Source organism: Longibaculum muris, assembly GCF_004343035.1.
Lineage (GTDB): Bacteria > Bacillota_I > Bacilli_A > Erysipelotrichales > Coprobacillaceae > Longibaculum > Longibaculum muris.
In genome coordinates this window covers 38,638-62,709 of the sequence record NZ_SMCQ01000017.1, presented here as the reverse complement: position 1 = coordinate 62,709, position 24,072 = coordinate 38,638, and the positions used below count along the sequence as shown (strand labels likewise).

Genomic DNA, 24,072 nt, shown 5'->3' with positions numbered 1-24,072 from the left:
ACAATATTAGCTACATAAAAAAATGAAGTTGTCTTATCGACAACTTCAATAATAATTTTAATTATTTCACCTGTCTACTTGACAGGGGCGGTTCAAAAATCATAGTTTTTTTTATTCTTTAATATATTGATTCATAAAATCAATAATTGTTTTTTCACATAGTTCTTGTGCGACAAGATAACTTTGAGCATGACCTGCTCCTTCAACAATCAATAAATCTTTATCAGCACCACAAGCATTATAAAGATCATAAACCATGTAAGTTGGAACAAAATCATCTTGATCTCCATGAATAAATAAAGTAGGAGTTTTTGACTTTTTAACTTGATCAATAGTAGAAGCTTCTTTAAAGCTATAACCTACACGTTTTTTACTAAGTAGTGTAGCTGTTGGAAGAATTAGTGCAGGAGGAATATGAGCAAGTTTTAATTCATGTTCAAATTCTTCAAGAACACTTGTAAATCCACAATCAGAAATAATACACTTCACATCACTAGGAAGTTCTTCACCACTCGCCATTAAAACAGTAGCACTACCCATTGAAATACCATGAAGTACAATTTGTAAATCCTTATTAAAATATTCCTTCATCTTATAAATCCATTGAATACAATCCAATCTATCTAACCAACCAAAACCAATATAAGTTCCTTCACTCTCACCATGAGCACGATTATCAGGCAACAATATATTAAAACCTAAATCATGATAGAACTTAATATAATAAGCATATTCTTTTAAATTATAAGAACGATACCCATGAACTGCAATCAAGACTTTATTCGTATCACGAGGAGCCTTTAATAATTTTGCTTTTAATTTAAGACCATCTTGAGAAGTAATCTCTAAATTTTCAAAATCTTGAATATCTAACCAAGAAAGATTCTCATCATCTAAAGGATCTTTATCCTTATTTTTAGGAGGTCTTTTCTTACATGCAAGATCAATTGCTGTTACACTAGCAAAACCAATTAAAATACCAGACAAAATAGCAGCCGTAGCTAATGTTTTCTTTTTCATTCAAATCAGTCCTTTCGTATATGAGATAATCATAACACAAAATCAAGATAATTGACAATAAACCTTGTCATGTTCATAATTTTTCCACAAGTATTTGTTATAATAACTGTAATGATAAAGAATGAGGGGAAATCATTCATATAAAGTCATGATAAGGGGGTACCTTTTTCATGACTTTTGTTTTAAAAGAGTAGGAGGGATACAATGAGTGCAGATACATTAGCAACTTTAGTTGGAAACATTGCTAAACTTTGTATTCTTGTTATAGCAGCTATAGCTGTTATTTACTTCTTTAAGAATAGATAAAATATTAAAACAGGTCAGACCTGTTTTTATTTTTTAAATACAAATTATGGTTCAAAATTTGTGCAAATATTCGCGTTGCATTAAAAACTATATTTGATACAATAAATATAGTTAGGTGGGAAATGTATGAAAAGAATATTATTTATTTTTTTAAGAAAGGTCTTTTACAATGATTGAAAATTTTGGCGGAATTATTAAATTAAATAGACAACAAGAAGGTTTAACTCTAAAATATATTAAACATGAGACAGGTATTTCACAGGGGCATCTAAGTAGAATAGAAAATAATAAAGAAAAAATATCTTATAAAAATGCAAAATTAATTTTTGATGTTATGGGGATACCTATAACAGAAGAAGATTTAAATGAGCAGTTTGAAAAAGATTTTATGTCTTTCTATTTAGATGTCATATATTTAAGAGATTATAGTGTCTCGTTTAAAAAAATTAAATCTTATCATCAATATATACGTTCATCGTTTTCCTATATTAAGTATATCTTAGCTCATATGATTTATGACACGTTAATAGGTGAAAAGAATATTTCTAAGAAGTATGTTTTTATAAAGGAATATTTTGATTATTTAGAAGATTATCAGTGTCAATTGTATTATGATTACATGGGTGGATATTACTATATGAATGAATATTATTTAGAAGCACTAAATAATTATAAAATTGCCTTGAAATATGGTGGAAATCTTTATTCTGAATCGATGTTATATTTTCATATAGGAGCAACACAAATTTATCAAGGAGCCAATTTTGATGCATTAAAATATACAGAGAAGGCAAGAACTTTATTTGCTCAAACAGTTAATCTTAAAAGGATTGTTTCAGCAAATTTTAATATAGCTAGAATCTTATATAGAAATGGTGACTTTAAAGAATTTGAAAGAATAAGCATAAATTGTATACAGGCTTATAAGGAATTAAATATGAAAATGAATATTGTATATACATATAATAATTTGATATGGGGATATGTGCGTTCTGAAAAATATGAAAAAGTATTTGAATACTGTGATGAAGCATTGGAATTAGAATTTAATAAGCATTGCATATATTTTTATATGTCTGTTGCTGCTTATAAGTTAAATCAAATAGATAAGGCAAGAGAGTATATAAAATTAGCTAGAGAAACAATGGACGAACCAACAAAATATATGGAAACAATGATAAAAGCATATCAAATATATTTATCAAATGCTAATGATGAAAGAAAAGAAAAACATTTATTAAAAGTATATGAAGCATCTAAAAAAACAAATGATCAAGATTTAGAAAAATTCACATTAGAATTATTATGTGATTTCTATGATAAGAGTAATAACTTTGAAAAAAGATTAAAATACATATCAATATATGTAGATATATTAAATAAACAAAAGAATAACTATGTGTAAATTCTATGATTTATTGTTAATTAAAAAACAAATCTCATCTTTTATAAAAAGAAAAGATTTGTTTTTTAATTTTAAGATAAATTTTATTTAATTAATTTTTAAATATGTATAAATTTTTTTATTTTAATGGAAAAATTTGTACAAAAAGAGTGCGTTGTTTTAATTTCTTTTAATGATATACTGAATTTAGATAGAAAAACACATAGATAAAAAATTTTAAAACTGTATGTATTTTATTAAAGATATAAAACAGTTAAGGAGGATTGTAAAATTATACATAAAATCACCTAACCTTTTATAAGCTAATTATATAAAAATTACTTTATAGCAAATATAAATATATTAAAAAAGTAACACATTTCAAATAAAATACAACGGATTTCTAATTATATAATTTAAAATGTAAAAATCATCTATACTGTAAATAGGTGAAACAATATGATATTAACACTTATTGTAACAATATGAATCTTATATAGCTTCTTATGAAGTTTAAGATTCAGTAACATTATCTGCAACTATACTATATTAAATCAAGTGGTCAATAATATTACCACATGTTTTCTGCATGTGGTAATATTAATATATAGAAAGCATTTTTTAAAATTATTATAATAACAAAAGGAGGGGAAAGTTATGCTAGAGATTAAAAATCTGAATATACGATTTCAATATTCAATTGTTGAAGATGGAAATGTGACAATTAATCCTTATGAAATCACTATATTTACGGGTGAAAGTGGTACTGGGAAAACAAGTATACTTAATGTATTAGGTTTATTGGATTTAGATAATCGATATGATTATTATTTAAATGGAGAACTGATTAAAAAAAATGATTATAATAAGATAAAAAGAAGTTATATCAGTTATGTTTTCCAAGATTATAACCTAATAGAAGATTTAAGCATTAAGGATAATTTTGAAACAATGTTTAATATTTCAGGGAAGAAATATGATAAGGCGTTAGTAGAGAATCTTTTAAATGATGTTTGTATAGATTTAAAAAAACTTAAACAGAAAAGTAAAAGTCTTTCAGGTGGAGAGAAACAAAGATTGGCTATTGCATTGGCTTTAGTAAAAGAACCACAGCTACTATTACTGGATGAACCAACTGCAAATTTAGATGATAATAATGCAAAACAGATTGTAGAAATCTTAAACAAGTTAAAAGAGAAAGGTTTAATGATTGTAATAGCTAGTCATCATCCAGATCTATATAATGGAGATCATATTTATCAGATAGAAGATATGAAGCTTAAAGAACTGAAGAAAACAGAGTCTTTAAAGAGTATAGAAAACAGGGAAAGACAGATAAAAAGATTCAATCCATTCAAGTATACCTTACTACATTTAAGTCATCATTTTATAATTTATGCTTTGATATTGATAGCTTCAGTCTGGTCGTTATATAATTTTTCAAAAAATGCAATAATGGTGCAAACTGGACAAAAAGTGGCCAATAATTCATTGAATGAACTTTTGGATGATGAATTGTTCATTGTCAATAATGAACAATTAATAGATGTGACAGATAAAAATATTTTCTTAGATTATCAAGTAAAGTTTAATAAAGATGTAGTAGATCAAATTCAACAAATTAATCATATTAAAGAAATGTATCCATACTATAAGTTATTGAATAATAACTATATATGTAATGAGAATGGAGAAGATGTAGAATTAGATAAGGAATTAAAAGAAAAAATTAATGAAGTGACATACAAAGATAAAAAATACAATCCTTTAAAACAAGCATATAACTATATAGCTGTTTCAACATGTCTCTATGATGAAAAAGTATCAAAATGTAAAGAAGTAGATAAAGATGTGAAAGATGGTATATTTATTTCAAGTCAATTGGCAGATTGTTTAGGAATTGAAAAATTAGATCATACCAAGATTTCATTCTCTATACCTGTATTGATGGGATATTTTCATAGTGAAGGATATATCATAGATGAATCAGGGAATCCTGCTTCTGAACCAGCAGAAACAAATCCAATGTTAAAAATGACATTAAATAGAACATTTGAGATTAAAGGAATATACGAATATAATATAGATTCCTATCAATTCTATGATATCAGTGGTGGAGAAAATATCTTTATCGATTATAGGCAGATGCAAAAGCTACATGATGAAGTGATGAATGATGAAAAACTATTGAAAAATTTAAAGGCATATATTGATGAAGCGTTGCTTAAGGATGCTAATTTTCAATACGGAACACAGACTTCAAGCTATGTTATTAAGGTTGATGAGTATAAAAATTTAGACTATGTGAAAAAAGCTATTGAAAGCTTGAATAAACCAATCTATGTAAAAACAAAGATAACTGCAAAAGAAACAAGTCAATCTTTACAACAACAAATGGAAAAGAGTTATTTAACTCAACCAATTATCATCTTAAGTATAAGCATAATACTTATTTCATTACTATATCTTTATACATTGCATCAAAGAAAAAAAGAATTGTCATTCTTACAGGCTAATGGAATCTCATATAGCTACAAGTTACCATTAATTGATTTAATTTATACATTAATATGTTCATTACCAATAACAGCTTTATGCATATTTAATTATTTTAGAGAAATGAATGAACAGGAGATAGTTCCATATCAATATGATTTAAAAACATTATTGATAAATGTCATTGTTATATTGGTTATTATGATTATCTGTTATATAGGAAATTATTTATATTTTAAAAAGACAAACGTCATAAAAGAATTACGTTCTAAATAATGATTGAAATTAAGAATATTAACGTTTCCTATAATCAACAGATTGTTTTCAAAGATAGTCAAATAATAATTCCAGATGGACAATTAACTGCAATTAATGGTAAGAGTGGTTCAGGAAAAACAACACTATTTTATATTATTGGACTTATATCATGTGCTAAAGGGTATGAATATTCTTACAATGGTAGAAATATTGATATTACTGATGATCATCTTAAGTCTACATTACGTAAGTCAAAAATTGGTTTTGTATTTCAAGATAAGAATCTACATGAATATTTAACAATAGAAGAAAATCTTAAATTATATTGTCTAATAGCAGGATTAGAATACACTCAAGAAAAAGCAAATACTTTACTAGAAAAAGTTCATTTAACTATTGATCCACAAACAAAAACAGAAGTTCTTTCAGGTGGAGAAAAACAAAGATTAGCTATTGCTTGTGCCTTAATAAAAGAACCAGATATTATTATTGCTGATGAACCAACGAGTGCATTAGATGATACAAATACAAAGATTATTATTGAGTTATTAAAAGGTATTGCTCATGATGGTAAAATGGTTATTATTGCAACACATAATCAGAATATATTAAAAGATTGTGATATTGTTTATCATTTAAAAAATAACCAGATTTTATTAGATGAAACCATAAATAAAGATATAGTTGTATCAGATATAAAAGAGACAAAGATTTCTTCAAAGTTTTATAAATGGTATACTCATTTTCAATTTGGTAAAGGAAAATTAGAGAAGTTTATCTTTGCAGTTATACCTATTTTTTCAATTTTCTTATGTATTTTTCTATATGCTATGAAGGATAGCTTAGCTTCTCAATATAAGCAGTCACTCAATCAATTTGCTAATAATGAGGTACTTGTTGAAAATAAAACTAATCTTATTTCCGATAAAGGTATTGATTTATTAGGTCGTATTCAAGGTGTTAGAAATATTTATCCAGTTTATAAGAATACGACTAACGAGCTTCTTATAAATGAAAAAAAGATTTCTTTAAATAAACCAATACAAGTTGTATCGTATTATGATTATCAAACAGAAAAGATACATACCAATTGGCAAAATAAAACAGGTGATATATATCTTTCTTTCAGACTCTCAGAAGAATTAAAAATAAATAAAGATTCAAATATCCAATTAGATAATTTGAATCTTACTAAAAACAAATTCAAGATAAAAGGTGTATTATATGAAGATTATTTCTTAACCCAGTCACAACAATCATATATAATCTATGTTCCATATCAATATTTCCAGGAATCAGAAACAAACGCAGTTTTATTACAATTAAATGATTTTGAAAGCTTCCTAGGAATAACAGATAAAATCAACGAAATTAATCCATTATATTCAACAATTATATCTCAAGATAAATATTTAGCTCAAATATCAAATCTAGAAATATATACATCTAACTTATCAACATTTGTTACGATTGTTTGTAGCTTAGTTATATTTATATTAGTAATAAGTCAATTTTTTACAATTAATAATCAAAAATATGAATTAACTGTATTAAAAGCAAATGGCCTATCAAATAAAGAGATATTTAAAATGATGCTTATTTTATTCTTACAAACTATAGTAAAAACAACAATATCAGTTATATGTTTATTACTTACATCTAAATTAATAGTATATATTTTAGGCATTAATCTCAAAATATTTACTATCACAACACTTTATTTAAGTATTATCTTTATTTTAGGAATCTACCTAGCACCAACAATATTATCAACATTATTAATATGTCATTATGATGTTGAAAAACTATTAAGATTTTAAATAGATATATTTTAAGTATTATTATTTAAAGGTATAAAAATTATTGATTTATAAACATTATGCTCTTATTTTCTTTAATGTTGGAGTTATGTAGCGAAATAATCACTTTGATATCATGAAGAAATATGGTGATTCTATTGAAAATGATATCCATATTTCTTTTTGATATTCACTATAGATTAAAAACTAGATTTATGAATAGTTTTCATATTAATCAAAATCTCAAGCTATTTATATAATTATATTGTTTAAAGATTTTTCTCTAATTATTGATTTCTATGAAAAAGAAGTCATTTATTTTACTTTTTTAATGATATATTTTGTTTATATATATAATTTAATTTTACTACAATAAAATTTTTTAGCTAAGACATTTTTATGAGCAACAATGAATCCATGATATAATATATTTATAAGAAACTTGATTTTTTAAGATTATAAAAAGGGAAAGAGGTATAGTTATGAAAAGAATGATAGTTTTTGCGTTGTTGCTATCACTATTAGTTGGATGTCAAAAACCAGTTAAAGAGGATAAACCAGAAGAAAAGACAGAAGAATTATTTAATACAGATGGATATTCTTCAACATTAGGTATACAAGATATAAAAGTTATTGATAATCTTGTTGAATTGACAATTTTATATGAAAGATCACCAATTGGATTGGATCATATGATAATGGTTACAATAGATGATCAATTTGTTCCATTTTCATTTGACAAAAATGGTGATTTTGAATATCAGAAGAAAATGAAAATAGAAACTGAACAATTTAAAGATAATAAGTTTTACGTACAAACAACAGGTATGAAGAAAAATCAAACATATAATTTTTCAGTTATATTTATTGATAATTATAATTATGTTGCAGAAAATGTTGATAACCCTGATTATAGTGATTATCGTAAAAGTCAAAATATAGCTCATACAGTAAGACGTTTTGAATGTTCTCAAGATGTCAAAGCACTTGTTTCTAATAAAAAAGGAAAAAAAGTAAAATGGGAAACTGTTAAAAATAATTCAAGTAGTTTTCAAAATAATTATTATGGTTATGAAGATAAAAATAAATTAAAACAGGTATTTGATGGAGATTTGCAAGTTATGAAAACTCCAGCTATCCCTTTAAAAAAAGGTGAAGATTTAAAATGGAGTTTTGCGATTAAGAGTGAGTACATAAAAAAAGGAGCAATATATTTCTTTGTAGATAATCAATTTTTAACTGTTGATCAAGATTATGGTTTTGGTTGTTTAGATTATAAAGGGCAAGAATATGGATTATCACAATTTGATATTCAATTACCAAATAATATAGAAAAAGGAAAACATACATTTTATTTTCTTATTTTAGATTGTAGTGAAAGTAAATATGCGATAGTAAGTCTAATGTCTGAATTACGTTTAATTGTTGTTGAATAAAAGGAGAATAAATCAATAGAGAAAGGAAATCATACGTTTTAATTGATTATATTTGATAACAATGATTCAAAAGATTTTATAGACGTATGATTGTAGTACAGTAAGATGGAGACATTGTTAGAAATAAAAAATATATGTAAGACATATAAGGATAAGAAGGCTTTAATTAATGTTAATCTGACATTAAACAATGGAGTTTATGGATTAGTAGGGCCTAATGGAGCAGGTAAAACAACATTAATTAATACAATTGTTGGACTTATATCACCCAATGAAGGTGAAATTATTTATAATCATAAACCAATATATTCACAGATTGATGAATATCTTTCAGGTATTGGTTATCTTCCTCAATATCCACACTTTTATGATGAATTTAAATGTATTGATTTTTTATATTATATGAGTGAACTCAAAGGATTAAAGAAAGATATCATTGAATCGAAGGTAGATGAATTACTAGAATTATGTAATCTTATTCAAGATAAAAACCGTAAGATTAAGACATTTTCAGGAGGAATGAAACAACGTTTAGGGATAGCTCAGGCATTATTGAATGATCCTAAGATTTTGATACTAGATGAACCAACTGCTGGTCTTGACCCAAAAGAAAGAATGCGTTTTAGAAATATTATTTCACAATTATCAACAAATCGAATCGTTATTCTAGCAACACATATTTTAGAAGATGTAGAATCTATTGCGAATGAAGTTATTCTTATGAAAAATGGACAAATTTTAAAAGTCTTACCAACAGAAAATCTATTATCAGAAGTCAAAGATCAAACTTGGGAGATTACTATTGATGACTCTATGTTTCGTGAATTTGAAAAATCTCATACAATAACACGTGTTTTAAGTGAAAATGGAAAATATTGTATAAGATATATTGGAACATGTGAAGAAGGAAGTCAAAAGACTGCTCCAAGGCTTGAAGAAGTCTATATGTATTATTTTGGGTAAATATATGAACTTACTAAAATATGAATGGAAAAAACTGTTTGTAAGAAAAATCTTTATTATTGTCTTTATAGGTTTTATTTTATTGAATATTGGATTAATAGCTTTTCAATATAAAACAGATTTTCTTGATAAGCAACTGTCTACTGCTGAAAAATACTATGCTTTGGAATTTACGGGTAAGATTACAAAAGAAAAGGTTACTAAACTAAGTACGTTGATTGAACAAGTTTCCAATGAAACAAATAAAGATTATAAGTCTGGGGGAAAAGAAGGAGATATTATTGTATTACAGAGTATCTATGATGATATGCGCAGTCGTTATACTTATCATCAGGATATGCAGACATATTTAAAGGTTTTAACAGATAATATTGATTACTTTAAAAATCAAAATGTAGAACAGCAATATAATACATTTCTTTATAATGAGTACAAGGATCGTCAAATAACAACTTATGATTATATTGTTGGTTGGAATCAATTATTTCATTATGATAAAACAATTATATTGATGAGTTTTGTTGTTATATTTGGAGTTGTTTTAATGATATCAAATGAAAGAGATTCACATATGGATGTTCTTTTAAAAACATCTATTAAAGGTAGAAAGTATTTTCAAAAAATTCGATTTATTCATATGATATCTTTTGTATTGATAGTCGTTATAGCTTTTTCTATAACAGAACTTTTAACATTTCTTATTCTTTATGGTTTTCATGGTTTATTTGAACCCTTATACGCCCTTAAAGATTTCTATAGGTCCTCAATAAGTTGTAATATGCTTCAATGTTATTTCTTAATTGTTTTAATGAGATTAATCATCATGTTATTTCTTGTACAAATTATACAGGTTATATCAAAATACATCCCACACTATATACTTGCATTCTTTTTATCAGCATTGATTATTTTGGGATTAATTGTTGTTGCTAATGACACGCAGGTATTCAATCCATTTGCTTTGTTACAAGAGAGTCAATTGTTTATAGAAAGAGATTGTATTCAAATAGGACCACTTTGTATGTTTACATATCAGTGGTTAATGCTTATTGGTGTAGGCTACAATCTTATTTTAGCTATCATGAGTCTAATAGGAAAAGAAGGTGTTTCTTATGAAACTTAGATATGAGTTTTGGAAACTAAGAAAGTATAAAGCATTTATGGTAATTCTTTGTTTGTTATGTTGTTTTAAGGTTTTTGAGTTGACTCAGACAAAAACAGCCTATCTGTTTTCTAATCCTAATAGTGAGAAATACTATCAAGAATATATTGATAGATATCAAGGTCACTTGAGTAAAGATGATATAAAACAAATAAATCAAGAAAAAAATCAATTTAATATTTGTGAACAAAAGAGAATAGAAATTAGTAATCAACTCATAACATATCATGTTAATGCAAATCAGGTCAGTCAATTAAAAAAAGAAATGAATGATGCTTTGAATTATTTAGATAAACAAGAAGCTTTTACATATTTCTATGATCAAGTCCAATATGTTCAAGAAAATCAAAAAGATTTTATTATTTTTGATAGTCGTGGTTGGCAAGCTATGATAGAAGATGAATATGTTGATATTATATTGATTATTATTCTCATGATTGTTAATAGTTTAGTTTTTGTTGTGGAATATGAAGAAGAAACATATCCTGTTATGATTTCAACAATCAGAGGGAGAAAAGGAGTGTTTCTTACCAAAATAAAACTATCCCTCATTATAAGTACAATTTTCATTTTCATATTTTTAATCTCACATGATTTATTTTATTTGATAAATGGTTCTTTTGAACATGGTACAGCATATATGCAAAATATTGCTTTATTTAAACATGCACCTTATCATATCTCCTTATATATAGCAGTAATAGTAGAAAGAATCATAAGAATATTGGGATATTATTCGATAGTTGTTTTAACATGGATATTGACAATTGTATTTAAACGTTTTGTTATAGCATTTTTTGTTCAAGGTGGCTTTTATGTTTTATTAACATTACTTGTTAGTCATAAGCTACTTTATATAATTCCTAATCCATTATCTTTCATTTTATCGAGTGGATATATACGTGGTCAGGAATTTAGGCTTCTTAATAAACATAGTGAAAATGAGATGGCCATTCAAACATTTTTTGCTTGTAGTCATATTATTTTGTGGATGGGTCTTATTATTTTTATAGGTATATTGCTTATTGGATTAAGAAAGTTTTATTTAAACTATACACATCAACAGAGAAAATTAAGAAATAAATTAATGATACTTGTATTGTTGGGTTGTTGTTTAGTAGGATGTCAAGATTCGACTATTGCTGTTGAAACTGACTATAAAAATCGTAATTATATTGAATCTAATGGACAGATTGTTTACTCTCATATGGATAGTTTAGTAACGCTTGATTCAAAGTTACAAATAGAGAAATACATTAAAGATCCAACATACACAGATGATGGTTATATTAGTGATTTCTATATGAATGATCAATACACTTACTTTTGGGTATATAAACAAGAAGGGTATCGAATTTATAAATATGATGAATCAAAAAGACGAGTTAAGTTATTCTATAATCATGATACACATCTACAATCATCATTACTTTACTCATATCAAGAAGATTATTCTTTCATAGATGCCCCAATAATTGATAATTCTGCAAGACAATTTTATATAGATGACCATTATATTTATTATGCAACAGATAAATATGTTTATAAAGAAGATATGAATACTCAACAAGCATCAATGATTTTCTCATTAGCAAATGGTTCCGTTTTATTTACTGAAGGTCATATCTATTTTATTAATAATAATCTTGACTTATGTGACTTTGATATAAAAAATCAGAAAACAAAAATTATATCAAATGATCTCATTTATCAGTTCAAATCTTCTTATCAAAATATTTATTATTCTAAAGCAAAAGATAAAGGAATTTATTGTTTTGATGGTAATAAAGAAGTAAAAATATTGGATGATGTATATGAAATGTATGAAGTGAGTGGTGATCTTCTTTATTTAAAGGAAGATAAAGGGGTATTGATTTACAATACATCTACTCATAAAGAAAAACATATAATGGATAGAATTATCTATACAATACAAGTACTTAATGAAAAAGAGATTATTTATACTGAAGAAAAGGGTAGTCATGTAAATATTGTTAAAGCAGATAATGATTTTGAAAATAGTGTTTTATTAATACAAGAATAAGTATAATGTTAATTAATTATTTAACAAAAAGTAGAGCTTTTTGTTGATAGATATATAATATTTTATGTGAAATTATGTGAAGTGGAAAATAAAAAAGAAATTTGCCCTCTTACTCTCGTATATAGAAGTAGGAGGGCTTTTTTATGATAATGAAAAGAAAGAAAATTGTTGATTTTAAAAATGATGTTTTGTTCAAGTATACCTTGAGAGATGATCAGGACCCTGATTCTATCTATCTCCTTAAACTCATTATTGAAAACATCGCTGGCATTGACTGCCATTCACTCAAGGTCTTGAATCCCGATCTCAATCCTCAGCATGTCGAAGATAAGGATATGATTCTGGATATCAGAGTCACCAATGAAGATGGTGAAATCTGTGATGTCGAGATGCAGAATTCCTCACTTGACCAGGAGCAGTATCAAAGGTTCCAGATTTATGGAGCAAGACTACTCGTAGAACAGCAAAAGAGAGGAGATGACTATGTCACCAACATTCATCATGTGTTTCAGCTGATATTCATCGATGACCTGGATAAGGACAATCTGGTACTGATAGACAGGTATATCAGTCAGAATGAATCAGGGAATCAGGAGAAACATAACTTGATCACGAGAATCTACATATATCTACCCTATATCAATATCCTAAAGAAGGAAAATGTTAATGGTAAAATAAAGATAACCAGCTGGTAGTTTGTCATTACCATAAGTGGTAATTGTTAAACCAACCTTTTTGGTTATCTTTATTTTACCATTAACAGTTTAATTAGAAAACTTACATATATAAAAAAATAGAATTGATGATATAATGAAGTTAAAGAAGAAGGTGGTGGATATCATGGAGAAGAAGGCAGATGATTTTAATGAAGATATGATTCTACAGGACATGGCATTCAACCGTGATTTAAACAAGCGAGCAAGACAGGCAAGAATGAAAAGAGAACGTGATGAAGGAAAAGAAGAAGGGCTGCAGGAAGGATTATCTAAAGGCCTAAGATATTCTGTATTAAAATTGTTTATCAAGACATATCCACAAGCTGAAACAGGATTTCTGGAAAATCTATCCGTGGAGCAGTATGAAAAGATATTTGACTTACTTATTGAAAAAGCAAGTCTAGAAAAGATATATCAGATAGCAAAGAAAAAGATTAGATAAAATGAATGCAAAGGATAATGGAAGATATTTCATTATCTTTTTTTCTTTAAAAATAATGATTTATACCTATATTTCTATAATTTTTATATAAATTATGGTAGAATATCACCGAGGGTGATGGAAGATGACAAAGGTTGTAACAAACAAAGATATTGAAAGTGTATATGAAGTGATAAAAAATCATGGAGTTGCAGCATTTCCAACAGAAACAGTGTATGGCGTAGGTGTAAAATTTGGTTCAAGAGATGCATTAGATAAGTTAATGGAAGCAAAGAATAGGGATTATTCCAAAGCAATTACATTAATGGTAGCTGACAAAAAAGATATAGAAAAATATGCTTATGTGAGTGAAGATGCTAGAAAGATTATTGAAGCTTTTATGCCAGGGATGATTACACTTGTTTTTAAAAAACAAGAGAGTGTTGATCCAGTGATGACAAATGGAAAAGAAACCATAGGAATTCGTATTCCAGATCATGAATATGTTCTTTCATTATTAAAGAAAGTAGGACCAATGTTAGTAACAAGTGCGAACTTATCTAATCATCCTAATACAACATGTACAAGTGAAGTCTTAGAACAATTAGATGGACGTATTGATATTATTGTTGATGGAAAAACATCAGATAATGTTGCAAGTACAGTTGTAGATGTCACAGGTAGTGAAATAAAAATATTACGTGAGGGTAAAATAACAAGGAAAGAAATAGAGGAGGTATTAAAATGAAAATTGCAGTTGCGTGTGATCATGGCGGATATCGTTTAAAAAACGTATTGATGGAAGAAATGGTTAAACAAGGTTATGAAGTTATTGATTTTGGAACTTATAGCGAAGAAAGCTGTGATTATCCTGACTTTGCAGCCAAAGCTGCAAAAGCAGTTGCATCGGGGGATTGCGACAAAGGTGTTGTTGTATGTGGAACAGGAATTGGTGTTTCTATTACAGCTAATAAAGTTAAAGGTATTCGTTGTGCTTTAGTTCATGATGTTTTTAGTGCAAAAGCAACAAGAGCGCATAATGATACAAATATGTTAGCAATGGGGCAAAGAGTCATTGGGGAAGGCTTAGCCTTAGAAATTTTAAATGCATGGTTACACACTGATTATGAAGGTGGTAGACATGATGCAAGAATTGAAAAAATGATGAAATTAGAGAGGGAATAAATATGAGAGATATGGAAGTCTTTGAAAGTGTTGAAAGAGAATTAAATAGACAGAGAAATAACATTGAATTGATTGCGTCTGAAAACTTTGTTTCAGAAGAAATCTTAGAATTAGCTGGTTCAGTATTAACTAATAAATATGCTGAAGGATATCCTGGTAAAAGATATTATGGAGGATGTCAATTTGTTGATGAAGTTGAAGAATTAGCAAGAAATAGATTAAAAGAATTATTTGGTTGTGAACATGCAAATGTTCAGCCACACTCTGGAGCTCAAGCCAATACAGCAGTATACTTAGCTTTATTAGAGCATGGCGATAAAGTTTTAGGTATGTCATTAGCTGATGGAGGACACTTAACACATGGACATCCATTAAACTATTCTGGAATGAATTATGAATTTTATAGTTACGGTGTCAAAAAAGATACAGAAACTATTGATTATGAAGATTTTAAAAAGAAAGTTGAAGAAATTAAACCTAAATTAGTTGTAGCAGGGGCAAGTGCTTATTCAAGAATTATTGATTTTGAATATATGGCTAAAATTGCTCATGATAATGGAGCTTTATTTATGGTTGATATGGCACATATCGCAGGATTAGTAGCAGCAGGTTTACATCCTTCACCAGTTCCATATGCTGATGTTGTAACAACAACAACACATAAAACATTAAGAGGACCTCGTGGTGGAGTTATTATGTGCAAAAAGGAATTAGCTGCAGATATTGATAGAGCAGTATTTCCTGGTATGCAAGGTGGACCACTTATGCATATCATAGCTGCTAAAGCTGCATGTTTCTATGAAGCTTTACAACCAGAGTTTAAAGATTATGCTTTACAAATTATTAAAAATGCTAAAGCTTTAGAAGAATCTTTAAAAGAAGAAGGATTTAGATTGGTAGCTGATGGAACTGATAATCATTTATTATTAATTGATGTAAAAGCAAGTTGTGGTATGAGTGGTAAAAAAGCCGAAAGATTACTTGATGAAATTAATATTACTGCAAATAAAAATGCAATTCCATTTGATACTGAAAAGCCATTTAAAGCAAGCGGTATTCGTGTTGGAACACCAGCTATGACAACAAAAGGTTTTAATGAAGATGATTTTAGAGAAGTTGGAAAGATTATTGCTTATCGTTTAAAGAATGAAGAAACTGAAGAAGTTAAAACAGAATGTATAGCAAGAGTCAAAGCATTAACTGATAAAGTTACAATGTATAACGGGAAAACTTATATTAAATAGAAAGAAGGAAAACTATGGCAACAACAATATTAAATCATCCTTTAATTGAGCATAAATTAACAATTATGCGAAATAAAGAAACTGGAACAAAAGAGTTTAGACAAAACTTAGACGAAATAGCAATGTTAATGGCATATGAAGTTACAAAAGGATTACCATTAAAAAACATTGAAATTGTTACACCAATTTGTCCAATGACAGGAAAACAATTAGTTAGACCTATTATTTTAGTTCCTATCTTAAGAGCAGGTTTAGGGTTAGTTGAAGGTTTTAAAACAATTATTCCAACAGCAAAAGTTGGACATATTGGAATGGCTCGTAATGAAGAAACATTAGAACCAGAAGAATATTATGCAAAATTTCCAGCTTGCTTAGATGAAGCCGATGTGATTGTTGTTGATCCAATGTTAGCAACTGGTGGTAGTGCATGTGCTGCCCTTCAAAATATTAAAAAACGTGGTGCTAAATACATTAAATTGGCATGTCTTGTGGCTGCTCCTGAAGGAATTGAGATGATTGAAAAGAATCATCCAGATGTAGATTTGATTGTTGCAGCTTTAGATGAGAAGCTCAATGAAAAAGGCTATATTGTTCCTGGTTTGGGAGATGCTGGTGATCGTTTATTTGGTACTGATGATTAATGTTTTCATATTGCTATAAAAGATAAATAACGGTATAATCGTAATGTAATACTATTGATAAAGGAGTGAGTTATATGAATGATCAAGACATCAATATTCTCAATAGAAGATATCTTTTTCATATAACTCTTTTTTTGTTATGTTAAAAGACTTGGTATTTGCTTTAGAATTAGGATTAAAAGTGATTGGAGTTTTTCTCTTTTGTTTATGGGTTGGTTTAAAAATAGATGAGTATTTTGATAGTCAGCCAATAGCTTTATTGATATGTTTGTTGTTATCATTTATATATGTTATTAAATTATTGTTAGGAGTTGGAAAACATGAATGAAAAAACAGTTTTAAAAAGATCAGTCCATGTTTTTTTCATTGCTTCTTTAATCATATTGATAATGAGTTTATGTTTACAAGATATATCTTATATATTTGGTTTTATTTTGGGGTATATTATAAATATCATCATCTTTTTAATGAATATAAAGATGAGTGAAGGAATATTAAAGTTTTCAATGTCTACAGCAATTATAGCAATTATGTTTATTTTAAAATTATTATTTTATGCTTTAGGTTTCTTTATTGCTGTTAAGATGGATTTTATACATATTTTTGGTGTGTTTTTAGGCTATCTTGTCATAAAAATAACAATTTATATAGAAGGATTTATTCATAAAGGAGGTGAGATAAATGAAAATTAGTTCAACGTTCCTATCTGGCATACATATAGAATTACAAGTTGAATTGGTTTTTTCTTTGATTATTATAACTGCGCTATGTTTGTTTTTTATCTATGCAGGAAAGAAAGTCATGGCGGCTGATCCATTAGAAAAACCAAAGGGGATTGTTTTAGTATGTGAGACAGGAGTTGAGATGGTTTATAATTATATGAAATCAATTATGCCTTCTCAATTTGAAAAGAGCTATTATCCTTACTTTGCAATGTTATTTGTGTATTTAATTGTTGCTAACTTAAGTGGATTAATTGGATTTGATGCACCAACATCAAACTATTCAATTACTCTAGCAATGACATTAATTACCTTTATTTTAATTCAGTATAATGCCTTTAAGAAAAAAGGTGGTTTAACCTATATTAAAGAATTGGTGTGGCCACCAACCAATATCTTAAGTGCAATATCACCATTAATATCATTATCAATGCGTTTATTTGGTAATATATTAAGTGGAACAATTTTAATGGGATTGGTCTATCAGTTTACTGGATGGCTATCTGGAATGATTTTACCAGTTAACTTTTTAGGACCTATCTTAGCTCCTGTATTACATGCTTATTTTGATGTCTTTGCAGGATGTATTCAAACACTAGTCTTTGTGACTTTATCTAGTATTCTTATTGCTATAGAAGCAGAATAACTAGTAAAGAATAAAAAAATTAAAAGAAAGAAAATTTGGAGGTATAGAAAATGACAGATTATGGTTTAATTGCAATTGCAGCAGGGATTGCTGTATGTGCAGGTTTAGGGACAGGAATTGGAGAAGGGATTGCAGCTAGTAAAGCAGTAGAAGCTGTAGGAAGAAACCCTGAAGCAGAAGGTAAAATTCGTACAATGATGATCTTAGGGATTGCCTTATCAGAAACAGTAGCTATCTATGGTTTATTGATTTCATTCTTATTAATGTTCGTATTCCCTAACTTCATTAAATAATTGAAAGTTAAGGAGGAATAAATTATGGATATAGATATTGCTGGAAAATTATTCCCCAATATAACAACACTTATTGTTCAATTATGTTCAACTGGTGTCATGTTGTTTGTTTTTAAGAAGTATCTTTGGGCTCCTGTGCAGGCTTATTTTGCTAAGAGAGCTGATTTTATTGAAACACAAATCAATGAAGCAAAAGATATGAATGAAAAAGCTAAAAAATTTATGCAAGAAAGCGAACAACAAGCCCGTGTTTCAGCTAGAGAGTATCATGAAATTGTTGAAAGAGCAAAATCTGATGCTTTAAAAGAACGTGATGATATTATTGTTGAAGCACGTAAAGAGGCTGCTAGTAAAATTGAACAAGCTCAAAAAGAAATTGAAGCAGAAAAGGTTCAAGCAAAAACAGAAATGAAAGAAGAAATCGTTGATATTGCAATTGAAGTTGCAACAAAGATTATTCAAAAAGAAATGAATACAAAACAAAATCAAGAATTGGTTGAAGAATTTGTAGAGAAGGTTGTGAACTAATGAATGCCATAGCCAATCGTTATGCTGAATCTTTATTTGAAATAGCAAAAGAAGAACATGCAGTTAAAGCTTATCAAGAGGATATGGAAAAAGTACAAGAAGTTTTTGTTGATTCATCGATTGTACGTTTCTTTTCTCATTATGGGGTAACAGATGAACTAAAGATGAGTGTTCTTAAGCAAAGTTTTGAAAAACAAGTTGGTACATATGTATATAATTTCTTGCTTTTATTAATTAAGAAAAGAAGAATTGCTTATATTCGTGAAATTTGTGCTGAATTTCAATCTTTATGTTATGACTATTTTGGTATTAAGGTGGGTAAAGTTTATACACCTTATGAGTTATCAGATAAGGAATTATTAAGAATTGAAAATGCAATAAGTGTTAAAGTTGGAAAGAAAGTAAAATTACGTATGGTTATTGATACAGCTTTGATTGGTGGAATTAGAGTAGAAGTTGATAATCATATTTATGATGATTCACTTTCTTATAAATTGGAATCATTGAAAAAAGAATTATTAAGAAAGTAGGTGAAGATAGTGGATCTAAGACCAGATGAAATTAGTGCTTTAATAAAAGAACAAATTAAACATTTTGAAGATCAAATTGAATCTAAAGATGTTGGAACAGTTATGACTGTTGGAGATGGTGTTTCACTTGTTCATGGGTTAGATAATGCTATGTTAGGTGAATTGTTATTGTTTCCTAATGATGTTTATGGTATGGTCATGAATCTTGAAGAAGATTGTGTTGGTGCCGTTTTACTTGGTAGTGAAGGAACTATCAAGGAAGGTGATGAAGTAAAGCGTACTGGAAGAATTATTGAGGTACCAGTAGGTGATGGATTATTAGGGCGTGTTGTTAATCCTTTAGGTCAACCTATCGATGGACAGGGAGAAATTCGTTATGTTCATACGAAACCAATTGAAAGAGTTGCCAGTGGGGTTATGACAAGAAAATCGGTTGATCAACCTTTACAAACAGGAATTACATCTATTGATGCAATTATTCCAATTGGTAGAGGTCAACGTGAGTTAATCATTGGAGATCGACAAACTGGAAAAACTGCTATTGCGATTGATACAATCTTAAATCAAAAAGGACAAAATATTTATTGTATCTATGTTGCAATTGGACAAAAGAATTCCACTGTTGCACAAATTGTAGAAAAACTACGTAAAGGTGGAGCAATGGAATATACAACAATTGTTGCAGCTGGAGCTAGTGAATTAGCACCAGTTCAATATATTGCTCCTTATGCAGGATGTGCAATGGCAGAAGAATGGTTAGAACAAGGAAAAGATGTTTTAATTGTTTATGATGATTTATCTAAACATGCGGTTGCTTATCGTACAGTGTCTTTATTATTAAAAAGACCACCAGGACGTGAAGCTTATCCAGGAGATGTTTTCTATCTCCATTCAAGATTGTTAGAAAGAGCTTGTCGTTTAAATGAAGAAAATGGTGGTGGGTCAATTACGGCTTTACCAATTATTGAAACACAAGCAGGAGATATCTCAGCATATATTCCTACTAATGTTATTTCTATTACAGATGGACAAATCTTTTTACAACAAGATTTATTCAATGCTGGATTTAGACCAGCCATTGATACAGGATTATCTGTATCACGTGTAGGTTCATCAGCACAAATCAAAGCCATGAAACAAGTTTCAGGAACATTAAAGCTTGAATTAGCACAATTTGCTGAAATGCAGGCTTTTGCTCAATTTGGTAGTGATCTTGATGCAGCCACAAAAGCAACATTAGATCATGGGGAAAAAGTTCGTGAAGTTTTAAAACAAGCTCAATATTCTCCACGTAGTGTAGAAGAACAAGTTATTTCTTTATTTGCATTAAAATATGGTTTTACTAAGAAATTAGCAGTTAAAAAAGTTTCTGAGTTTGTTAAAGAATTGTATCAAGAAATGAAATTAAATCATAGTGATATTATTGAAGAAATTCAAACACAAAAAGTGATTAGTGATGAATTGAGTGTTAAAATGAAAGAAGTTATTGGGGCTTTTGTTGAAAAATTCTTACAAGTGAATAAGGAAGGTTAGATTTATGGCTAGTAATATGCAGTCTATTAAAAGACGTATTAAATCTGTAGAGTCTACTAAAAAAATTACAAAAGCTATGCAATTAGTTGCAACTTCTAAATTAAGAAAAACAAGAAATCAATTAGAGGAATTAAAACCTTATTATAGTAAGGTACAAGAAACTGTTGCAGAAATTTTAGCAAGTAATCAAGGGATGATTGATAATCCATATTTAAAGGCTAATCCTAAAGGAAAGAATGTTTATATTGTGATTACATCTAGTTTAGGGTTATGTGGTGGATATAATGCGAATGTATTGAAAACAGTTGATCAAACGATTCAAGAGGGTGATTTGATTTATATGATTGGTAGTAAAGGTGCTGGTCATTTGAATCATCATCAAATTGAATATAATCATGATTATTTGAATTTAAATTCTACATTAGATTTTAGAGAAGTTGTTCGTCTTGTTGGTGAATTAACAAAGATGTATCGTAATCAGGAAATTTCAAAGATTAAGATTATTTATACTGAATTTGTTAATAACTTAACTTTTACACCACGCGTTATTGATTTATTACCAGTAGATGTTAAGGAATTTGATAATATTGAAGTGACACAAAAATTTACTATTTTTGAACCAAGTCCTTCTGAAGTATTAAATCATTTAATTCCAATGTATTTACAATCTATTATTTATGGATATTTAGTAGAATCAGTTACAAGTGAAAATGCATCAAGAAGAACATCTATGGAAAATGCAACAGATAATGCTCAAGATTTAATTGAAGATTTATTATTGAAATATAATCAAGCAAGACAAACAGCGATTACTAATGAAATTAGTGAAATCGTTGCAGGCGCTAATGCGCAATAAAGGAGGAACATATGCTAAATATAGGGAAAATTGTTCGTGCAGTTGGACCTGTTGTCGATATTGTTTTTGATGCTGATCATTTACCAGCATTAAATACAGCTATTGAAATTGATAATCAAGGAACACCTTTAACTGTAGAAGTTGCTCAACATATTGGCGATGATGTTGTACGTTGTATTGCGATGGGTCCAACTGATGGTTTGACAAGAGGATTGGATGCAATTGATACACAAAAACCAATTAGTGTTCCAGTTGGAAATGATACATTAGGTAGAATGTTTAACGTCTTAGGACAACCTATTGATGGGAAACCTGAATTACCAATAACAACAGAAAAAATGCCTATTCATAGAAGTGCTCCAACATATGCACAACAAAGAACAGAAACAGAAATCTTAGAAACAGGGATTAAGGTTATTGACTTAATCTGTCCTTATGTTAAAGGTGGTAAGATTGGATTGTTCGGTGGTGCTGGAGTTGGTAAAACCGTTTTAATTCAAGAGTTGATTAACAATATTGCGACTCAACATGGTGGATTATCTGTATTCGCTGGAGTTGGAGAACGTTCAAGAGAAGGTAATGATTTGTATTATGAAATGAAAGAAAGTGGAGTTTTGGATAAAACAACACTTGTCTTTGGACAAATGAATGAACCACCAGGATCTCGTTTAAGAGTTGCTTTGACAGGTTTAACAATGGCAGAATACTTTAGAGATGAACAAAATCAAGATGTCTTATTATTCATTGATAACATCTTCCGTTTTACTCAAGCTGGTTCAGAAGTTTCAGCCTTATTAGGACGTGTTCCTTCACAAGCTGGATATCAGCCAACACTTGCAACAGAAATGGGACAATTACAAGAACGTATTACATCAACAAAAAAAGGATCAATCACATCAGTACAAGCTGTTTATGTCCCTGCTGATGACTTAACTGACCCTGCTCCAGCAACAACATTCGCCCATCTTGATGCAAAAGTTGTTTTGGATCGTTCAATTGCAGCTTTAGGAATTTATCCTGCTGTTGATCCATTAAACTCATCATCACGTGCACTTGATCCATTAGTTGTTGGTCAAGAACATTATGAAGTTGCTCATGGAGTTCAACAAATTCTACAAAGATTCCAAGAATTACAAGATATTATTGCTATCTTAGGGATGGATGAATTAAGTGAAGAAGATAAAGTGACTGTTGCACGAGCAAGACGTGTACGTAATTACTTATCTCAACCATTTACTGTAGCTAGTCAATTTACAGGAATGGAAGGGAAATATGTTCGTGTAGAAGATACAATTAGAGGATTTAAAGAAATTCTTGAAGGAAAATGGGATCATTTACCTGAACAAGCATTCCATAATGTAGGTTCTATTGAAGAAGCAATTGAAAAGGCTAAAACTTTAAGCGATGAAGCCATTTAAATTAAAGATTGTTACACCTAGAGGAATCTACAAAGAAACAGAAGTTGAAATGCTTAATTTAAGAACAACTTCTGGACAAATTGGAATTCTTGCCAACCATTTACCCTTAGCAAGTGCCATTGATATTTCCGAAATGAACTATATTAAAGATGGACAAAGATATAAATTTGCACTTGCAGGTGGTTTTGTTTATGTTAATGATGATGAAACAACAATCATTGCGAATGCTATAGAATCACCTGAAGAAATTGACTTACGACGTGCTCAAGAAGCTAAAGCAAGAGCTGAAGAAAGATTACATAATCAATCTAATGATGATATGGATATTTTGAGAGCAGAAGTTGCTTTACGTAAGGCTATAACACGTATTCGTGTTAAAAATGAAAATTAAGGTTTGATTGAAATAATCAAATCTTTTTTTCATGGTTGTAAATTGTTTGTTGTTTAAGTTGGGATAAAAATATGATAGAA

24 protein-coding genes are annotated in these 24,072 nt (G+C 28.5%); 23 read left to right on the top strand and 1 reads right to left on the bottom strand.

All coding sequences use genetic code 11. The features are described from left to right. Positions 1-111: 111 nt before the first annotated feature. A complete protein-coding gene (locus EDD60_RS11275) occupies positions 112-1,020 on the bottom strand; it encodes an alpha/beta hydrolase (protein WP_243646672.1) in 909 nt (302 codons plus the stop codon). 475 nt (positions 1,021-1,495) lie between these two features. On the opposite strand from EDD60_RS11275, the gene EDD60_RS11270 reads away from it, so the two are divergent. From EDD60_RS11270 to EDD60_RS11160, 23 genes are all read left to right on the top strand, one after another. Continuing rightward, positions 1,496-2,731 (top strand): helix-turn-helix domain-containing protein, encoded by a 1,236-nt coding sequence (locus tag EDD60_RS11270; RefSeq protein ID WP_066446021.1) that lies wholly within the window; start codon positions 1,496-1,498, stop codon positions 2,729-2,731. A gap of 636 nt (positions 2,732-3,367) precedes the next feature. Then, positions 3,368-5,482, top strand: a complete 2,115-nt coding sequence (locus EDD60_RS11265) for an ATP-binding cassette domain-containing protein (protein ID WP_066446019.1) — start codon at positions 3,368-3,370, stop codon at positions 5,480-5,482. After that, on the top strand, positions 5,482-7,284 hold the full coding sequence (locus EDD60_RS11260; protein WP_066446011.1) for an ABC transporter ATP-binding protein/permease: 1,803 nt from the start codon (positions 5,482-5,484) through the stop codon (positions 7,282-7,284). Before EDD60_RS11265 ends, EDD60_RS11260 begins: the two co-directional genes overlap by 1 nt. A gap of 461 nt (positions 7,285-7,745) precedes the next feature. After that, the gene (locus EDD60_RS11255) at positions 7,746-8,699 is read left to right on the top strand and encodes a hypothetical protein (RefSeq protein ID WP_066446009.1); all 954 of its coding nucleotides are present in this window, start codon (positions 7,746-7,748) and stop codon (positions 8,697-8,699) included. 114 nt (positions 8,700-8,813) lie between these two features. Beyond that, a complete protein-coding gene (locus EDD60_RS11250) occupies positions 8,814-9,662 on the top strand; it encodes an ABC transporter ATP-binding protein (RefSeq protein WP_165973147.1) in 849 nt (282 codons plus the stop codon). Positions 9,663-9,666: 4 nt separating this feature from the next. Then, entirely contained in the window at positions 9,667-10,785 is a 1,119-nt protein-coding gene (locus tag EDD60_RS11245; protein ID WP_132226418.1) for a hypothetical protein, read from the top strand. Further along, the gene (locus EDD60_RS11240; protein ID WP_132226417.1) at positions 10,775-12,868 is read left to right on the top strand and encodes a hypothetical protein; all 2,094 of its coding nucleotides are present in this window, start codon (positions 10,775-10,777) and stop codon (positions 12,866-12,868) included. The genes EDD60_RS11245 and EDD60_RS11240 overlap by 11 nt, the downstream gene beginning before the upstream one ends. A gap of 143 nt (positions 12,869-13,011) precedes the next feature. Further along, a complete protein-coding gene (locus EDD60_RS11235) occupies positions 13,012-13,563 on the top strand; it encodes a PD-(D/E)XK nuclease family transposase (RefSeq protein ID WP_132226416.1) in 552 nt (183 codons plus the stop codon). Between the two features lie 145 nt (positions 13,564-13,708). Continuing rightward, positions 13,709-14,026 (top strand): hypothetical protein, encoded by a 318-nt coding sequence (locus EDD60_RS11230; protein ID WP_066449792.1) that lies wholly within the window; start codon positions 13,709-13,711, stop codon positions 14,024-14,026. A gap of 124 nt (positions 14,027-14,150) precedes the next feature. After that, complete coding sequence (locus tag EDD60_RS11225; RefSeq protein ID WP_066449787.1) at positions 14,151-14,753, top strand: L-threonylcarbamoyladenylate synthase; 603 nt, start codon at positions 14,151-14,153, stop codon at positions 14,751-14,753. Further along, a complete protein-coding gene (rpiB, locus tag EDD60_RS11220; RefSeq protein WP_066449785.1) occupies positions 14,750-15,190 on the top strand; it encodes a ribose 5-phosphate isomerase B in 441 nt (146 codons plus the stop codon). The genes EDD60_RS11225 and rpiB overlap by 4 nt, the downstream gene beginning before the upstream one ends. A gap of 2 nt (positions 15,191-15,192) precedes the next feature. Further along, the gene (locus EDD60_RS11215) at positions 15,193-16,434 is read left to right on the top strand and encodes a serine hydroxymethyltransferase (protein ID WP_066449783.1); all 1,242 of its coding nucleotides are present in this window, start codon (positions 15,193-15,195) and stop codon (positions 16,432-16,434) included. Between the two features lie 14 nt (positions 16,435-16,448). Next, the gene (gene upp, locus EDD60_RS11210; RefSeq protein WP_066449780.1) at positions 16,449-17,075 is read left to right on the top strand and encodes a uracil phosphoribosyltransferase; all 627 of its coding nucleotides are present in this window, start codon (positions 16,449-16,451) and stop codon (positions 17,073-17,075) included. A 151-nt stretch (positions 17,076-17,226) separates the two neighbouring features. After that, positions 17,227-17,403 carry an AtpZ/AtpI family protein gene (locus EDD60_RS11205; RefSeq protein WP_243646671.1) on the top strand — a complete coding sequence of 59 codons (177 nt, stop codon included), beginning with the start codon at positions 17,227-17,229 and terminating at the stop codon, positions 17,401-17,403. Further along, the gene (locus tag EDD60_RS11200; protein WP_066449776.1) at positions 17,396-17,767 is read left to right on the top strand and encodes a hypothetical protein; all 372 of its coding nucleotides are present in this window, start codon (positions 17,396-17,398) and stop codon (positions 17,765-17,767) included. Before EDD60_RS11205 ends, EDD60_RS11200 begins: the two co-directional genes overlap by 8 nt. Then, entirely contained in the window at positions 17,757-18,443 is a 687-nt protein-coding gene (locus EDD60_RS11195) for a F0F1 ATP synthase subunit A (RefSeq protein WP_066449772.1), read from the top strand. Before EDD60_RS11200 ends, EDD60_RS11195 begins: the two co-directional genes overlap by 11 nt. Before the next feature lie 50 nt (positions 18,444-18,493). Continuing rightward, entirely contained in the window at positions 18,494-18,736 is a 243-nt protein-coding gene (gene atpE, locus EDD60_RS11190; protein ID WP_066449764.1) for an ATP synthase F0 subunit C, read from the top strand. A 24-nt stretch (positions 18,737-18,760) separates the two neighbouring features. Beyond that, positions 18,761-19,264, top strand: a complete 504-nt coding sequence (atpF, locus tag EDD60_RS11185) for a F0F1 ATP synthase subunit B (protein WP_066449761.1) — start codon at positions 18,761-18,763, stop codon at positions 19,262-19,264. Next, positions 19,264-19,794 (top strand): F0F1 ATP synthase subunit delta, encoded by a 531-nt coding sequence (locus EDD60_RS11180; protein WP_066449758.1) that lies wholly within the window; start codon positions 19,264-19,266, stop codon positions 19,792-19,794. Before atpF ends, EDD60_RS11180 begins: the two co-directional genes overlap by 1 nt. Before the next feature lie 9 nt (positions 19,795-19,803). Further along, a complete protein-coding gene (atpA, locus tag EDD60_RS11175) occupies positions 19,804-21,327 on the top strand; it encodes a F0F1 ATP synthase subunit alpha (protein ID WP_066449756.1) in 1,524 nt (507 codons plus the stop codon). A 4-nt stretch (positions 21,328-21,331) separates the two neighbouring features. Then, positions 21,332-22,183, top strand: a complete 852-nt coding sequence (gene atpG / locus EDD60_RS11170; RefSeq protein WP_066449755.1) for an ATP synthase F1 subunit gamma — start codon at positions 21,332-21,334, stop codon at positions 22,181-22,183. A gap of 11 nt (positions 22,184-22,194) precedes the next feature. Continuing rightward, positions 22,195-23,601, top strand: coding sequence for a F0F1 ATP synthase subunit beta (gene atpD / locus EDD60_RS11165; RefSeq protein ID WP_132226415.1), 1,407 nt, complete (start codon positions 22,195-22,197; stop codon positions 23,599-23,601). Continuing rightward, positions 23,588-23,992 carry a F0F1 ATP synthase subunit epsilon gene (locus EDD60_RS11160; RefSeq protein ID WP_066449753.1) on the top strand — a complete coding sequence of 135 codons (405 nt, stop codon included), beginning with the start codon at positions 23,588-23,590 and terminating at the stop codon, positions 23,990-23,992. The genes atpD and EDD60_RS11160 overlap by 14 nt, the downstream gene beginning before the upstream one ends. The last annotated feature ends 80 nt before the right edge of the window (positions 23,993-24,072 follow it).

What these genes read in the sequence shown, in the direction of transcription:
- EDD60_RS11160 (WP_066449753.1), top strand. Translation starts at nt 23,588, where the DNA reads ATGAAGCCATTTAAATTAAAGATTGTTACACCTAGAGGAATCTACAAA.
- EDD60_RS11255 (WP_066446009.1), top strand. Translation starts at nt 7,746, where the DNA reads ATGAAAAGAATGATAGTTTTTGCGTTGTTGCTATCACTATTAGTTGGA.
- EDD60_RS11200 (WP_066449776.1), top strand. Translation starts at nt 17,396, where the DNA reads ATGAATGAAAAAACAGTTTTAAAAAGATCAGTCCATGTTTTTTTCATT.
- atpE (WP_066449764.1), top strand. Translation starts at nt 18,494, where the DNA reads ATGACAGATTATGGTTTAATTGCAATTGCAGCAGGGATTGCTGTATGT.
- EDD60_RS11270 (WP_066446021.1), top strand. Translation starts at nt 1,496, where the DNA reads ATGATTGAAAATTTTGGCGGAATTATTAAATTAAATAGACAACAAGAA.
- EDD60_RS11230 (WP_066449792.1), top strand. Translation starts at nt 13,709, where the DNA reads ATGGAGAAGAAGGCAGATGATTTTAATGAAGATATGATTCTACAGGAC.
- EDD60_RS11265 (WP_066446019.1), top strand. Translation starts at nt 3,368, where the DNA reads ATGCTAGAGATTAAAAATCTGAATATACGATTTCAATATTCAATTGTT.
- EDD60_RS11180 (WP_066449758.1), top strand. Translation starts at nt 19,264, where the DNA reads ATGAATGCCATAGCCAATCGTTATGCTGAATCTTTATTTGAAATAGCA.
- atpF (WP_066449761.1), top strand. Translation starts at nt 18,761, where the DNA reads ATGGATATAGATATTGCTGGAAAATTATTCCCCAATATAACAACACTT.
- EDD60_RS11195 (WP_066449772.1), top strand. Translation starts at nt 17,757, where the DNA reads ATGAAAATTAGTTCAACGTTCCTATCTGGCATACATATAGAATTACAA.
- EDD60_RS11240 (WP_132226417.1), top strand. Translation starts at nt 10,775, where the DNA reads ATGAAACTTAGATATGAGTTTTGGAAACTAAGAAAGTATAAAGCATTT.
- EDD60_RS11275 (WP_243646672.1), bottom strand. Translation starts at nt 1,020, where the DNA reads ATGAAAAAGAAAACATTAGCTACGGCTGCTATTTTGTCTGGTATTTTA.
- EDD60_RS11235 (WP_132226416.1), top strand. Translation starts at nt 13,012, where the DNA reads ATGATAATGAAAAGAAAGAAAATTGTTGATTTTAAAAATGATGTTTTG.
- EDD60_RS11245 (WP_132226418.1), top strand. Translation starts at nt 9,667, where the DNA reads ATGAACTTACTAAAATATGAATGGAAAAAACTGTTTGTAAGAAAAATC.
- EDD60_RS11260 (WP_066446011.1), top strand. Translation starts at nt 5,482, where the DNA reads ATGATTGAAATTAAGAATATTAACGTTTCCTATAATCAACAGATTGTT.
- atpG (WP_066449755.1), top strand. Translation starts at nt 21,332, where the DNA reads ATGGCTAGTAATATGCAGTCTATTAAAAGACGTATTAAATCTGTAGAG.
- EDD60_RS11225 (WP_066449787.1), top strand. Translation starts at nt 14,151, where the DNA reads ATGACAAAGGTTGTAACAAACAAAGATATTGAAAGTGTATATGAAGTG.
- upp (WP_066449780.1), top strand. Translation starts at nt 16,449, where the DNA reads ATGGCAACAACAATATTAAATCATCCTTTAATTGAGCATAAATTAACA.
- atpD (WP_132226415.1), top strand. Translation starts at nt 22,195, where the DNA reads ATGCTAAATATAGGGAAAATTGTTCGTGCAGTTGGACCTGTTGTCGAT.
- EDD60_RS11215 (WP_066449783.1), top strand. Translation starts at nt 15,193, where the DNA reads ATGAGAGATATGGAAGTCTTTGAAAGTGTTGAAAGAGAATTAAATAGA.
- rpiB (WP_066449785.1), top strand. Translation starts at nt 14,750, where the DNA reads ATGAAAATTGCAGTTGCGTGTGATCATGGCGGATATCGTTTAAAAAAC.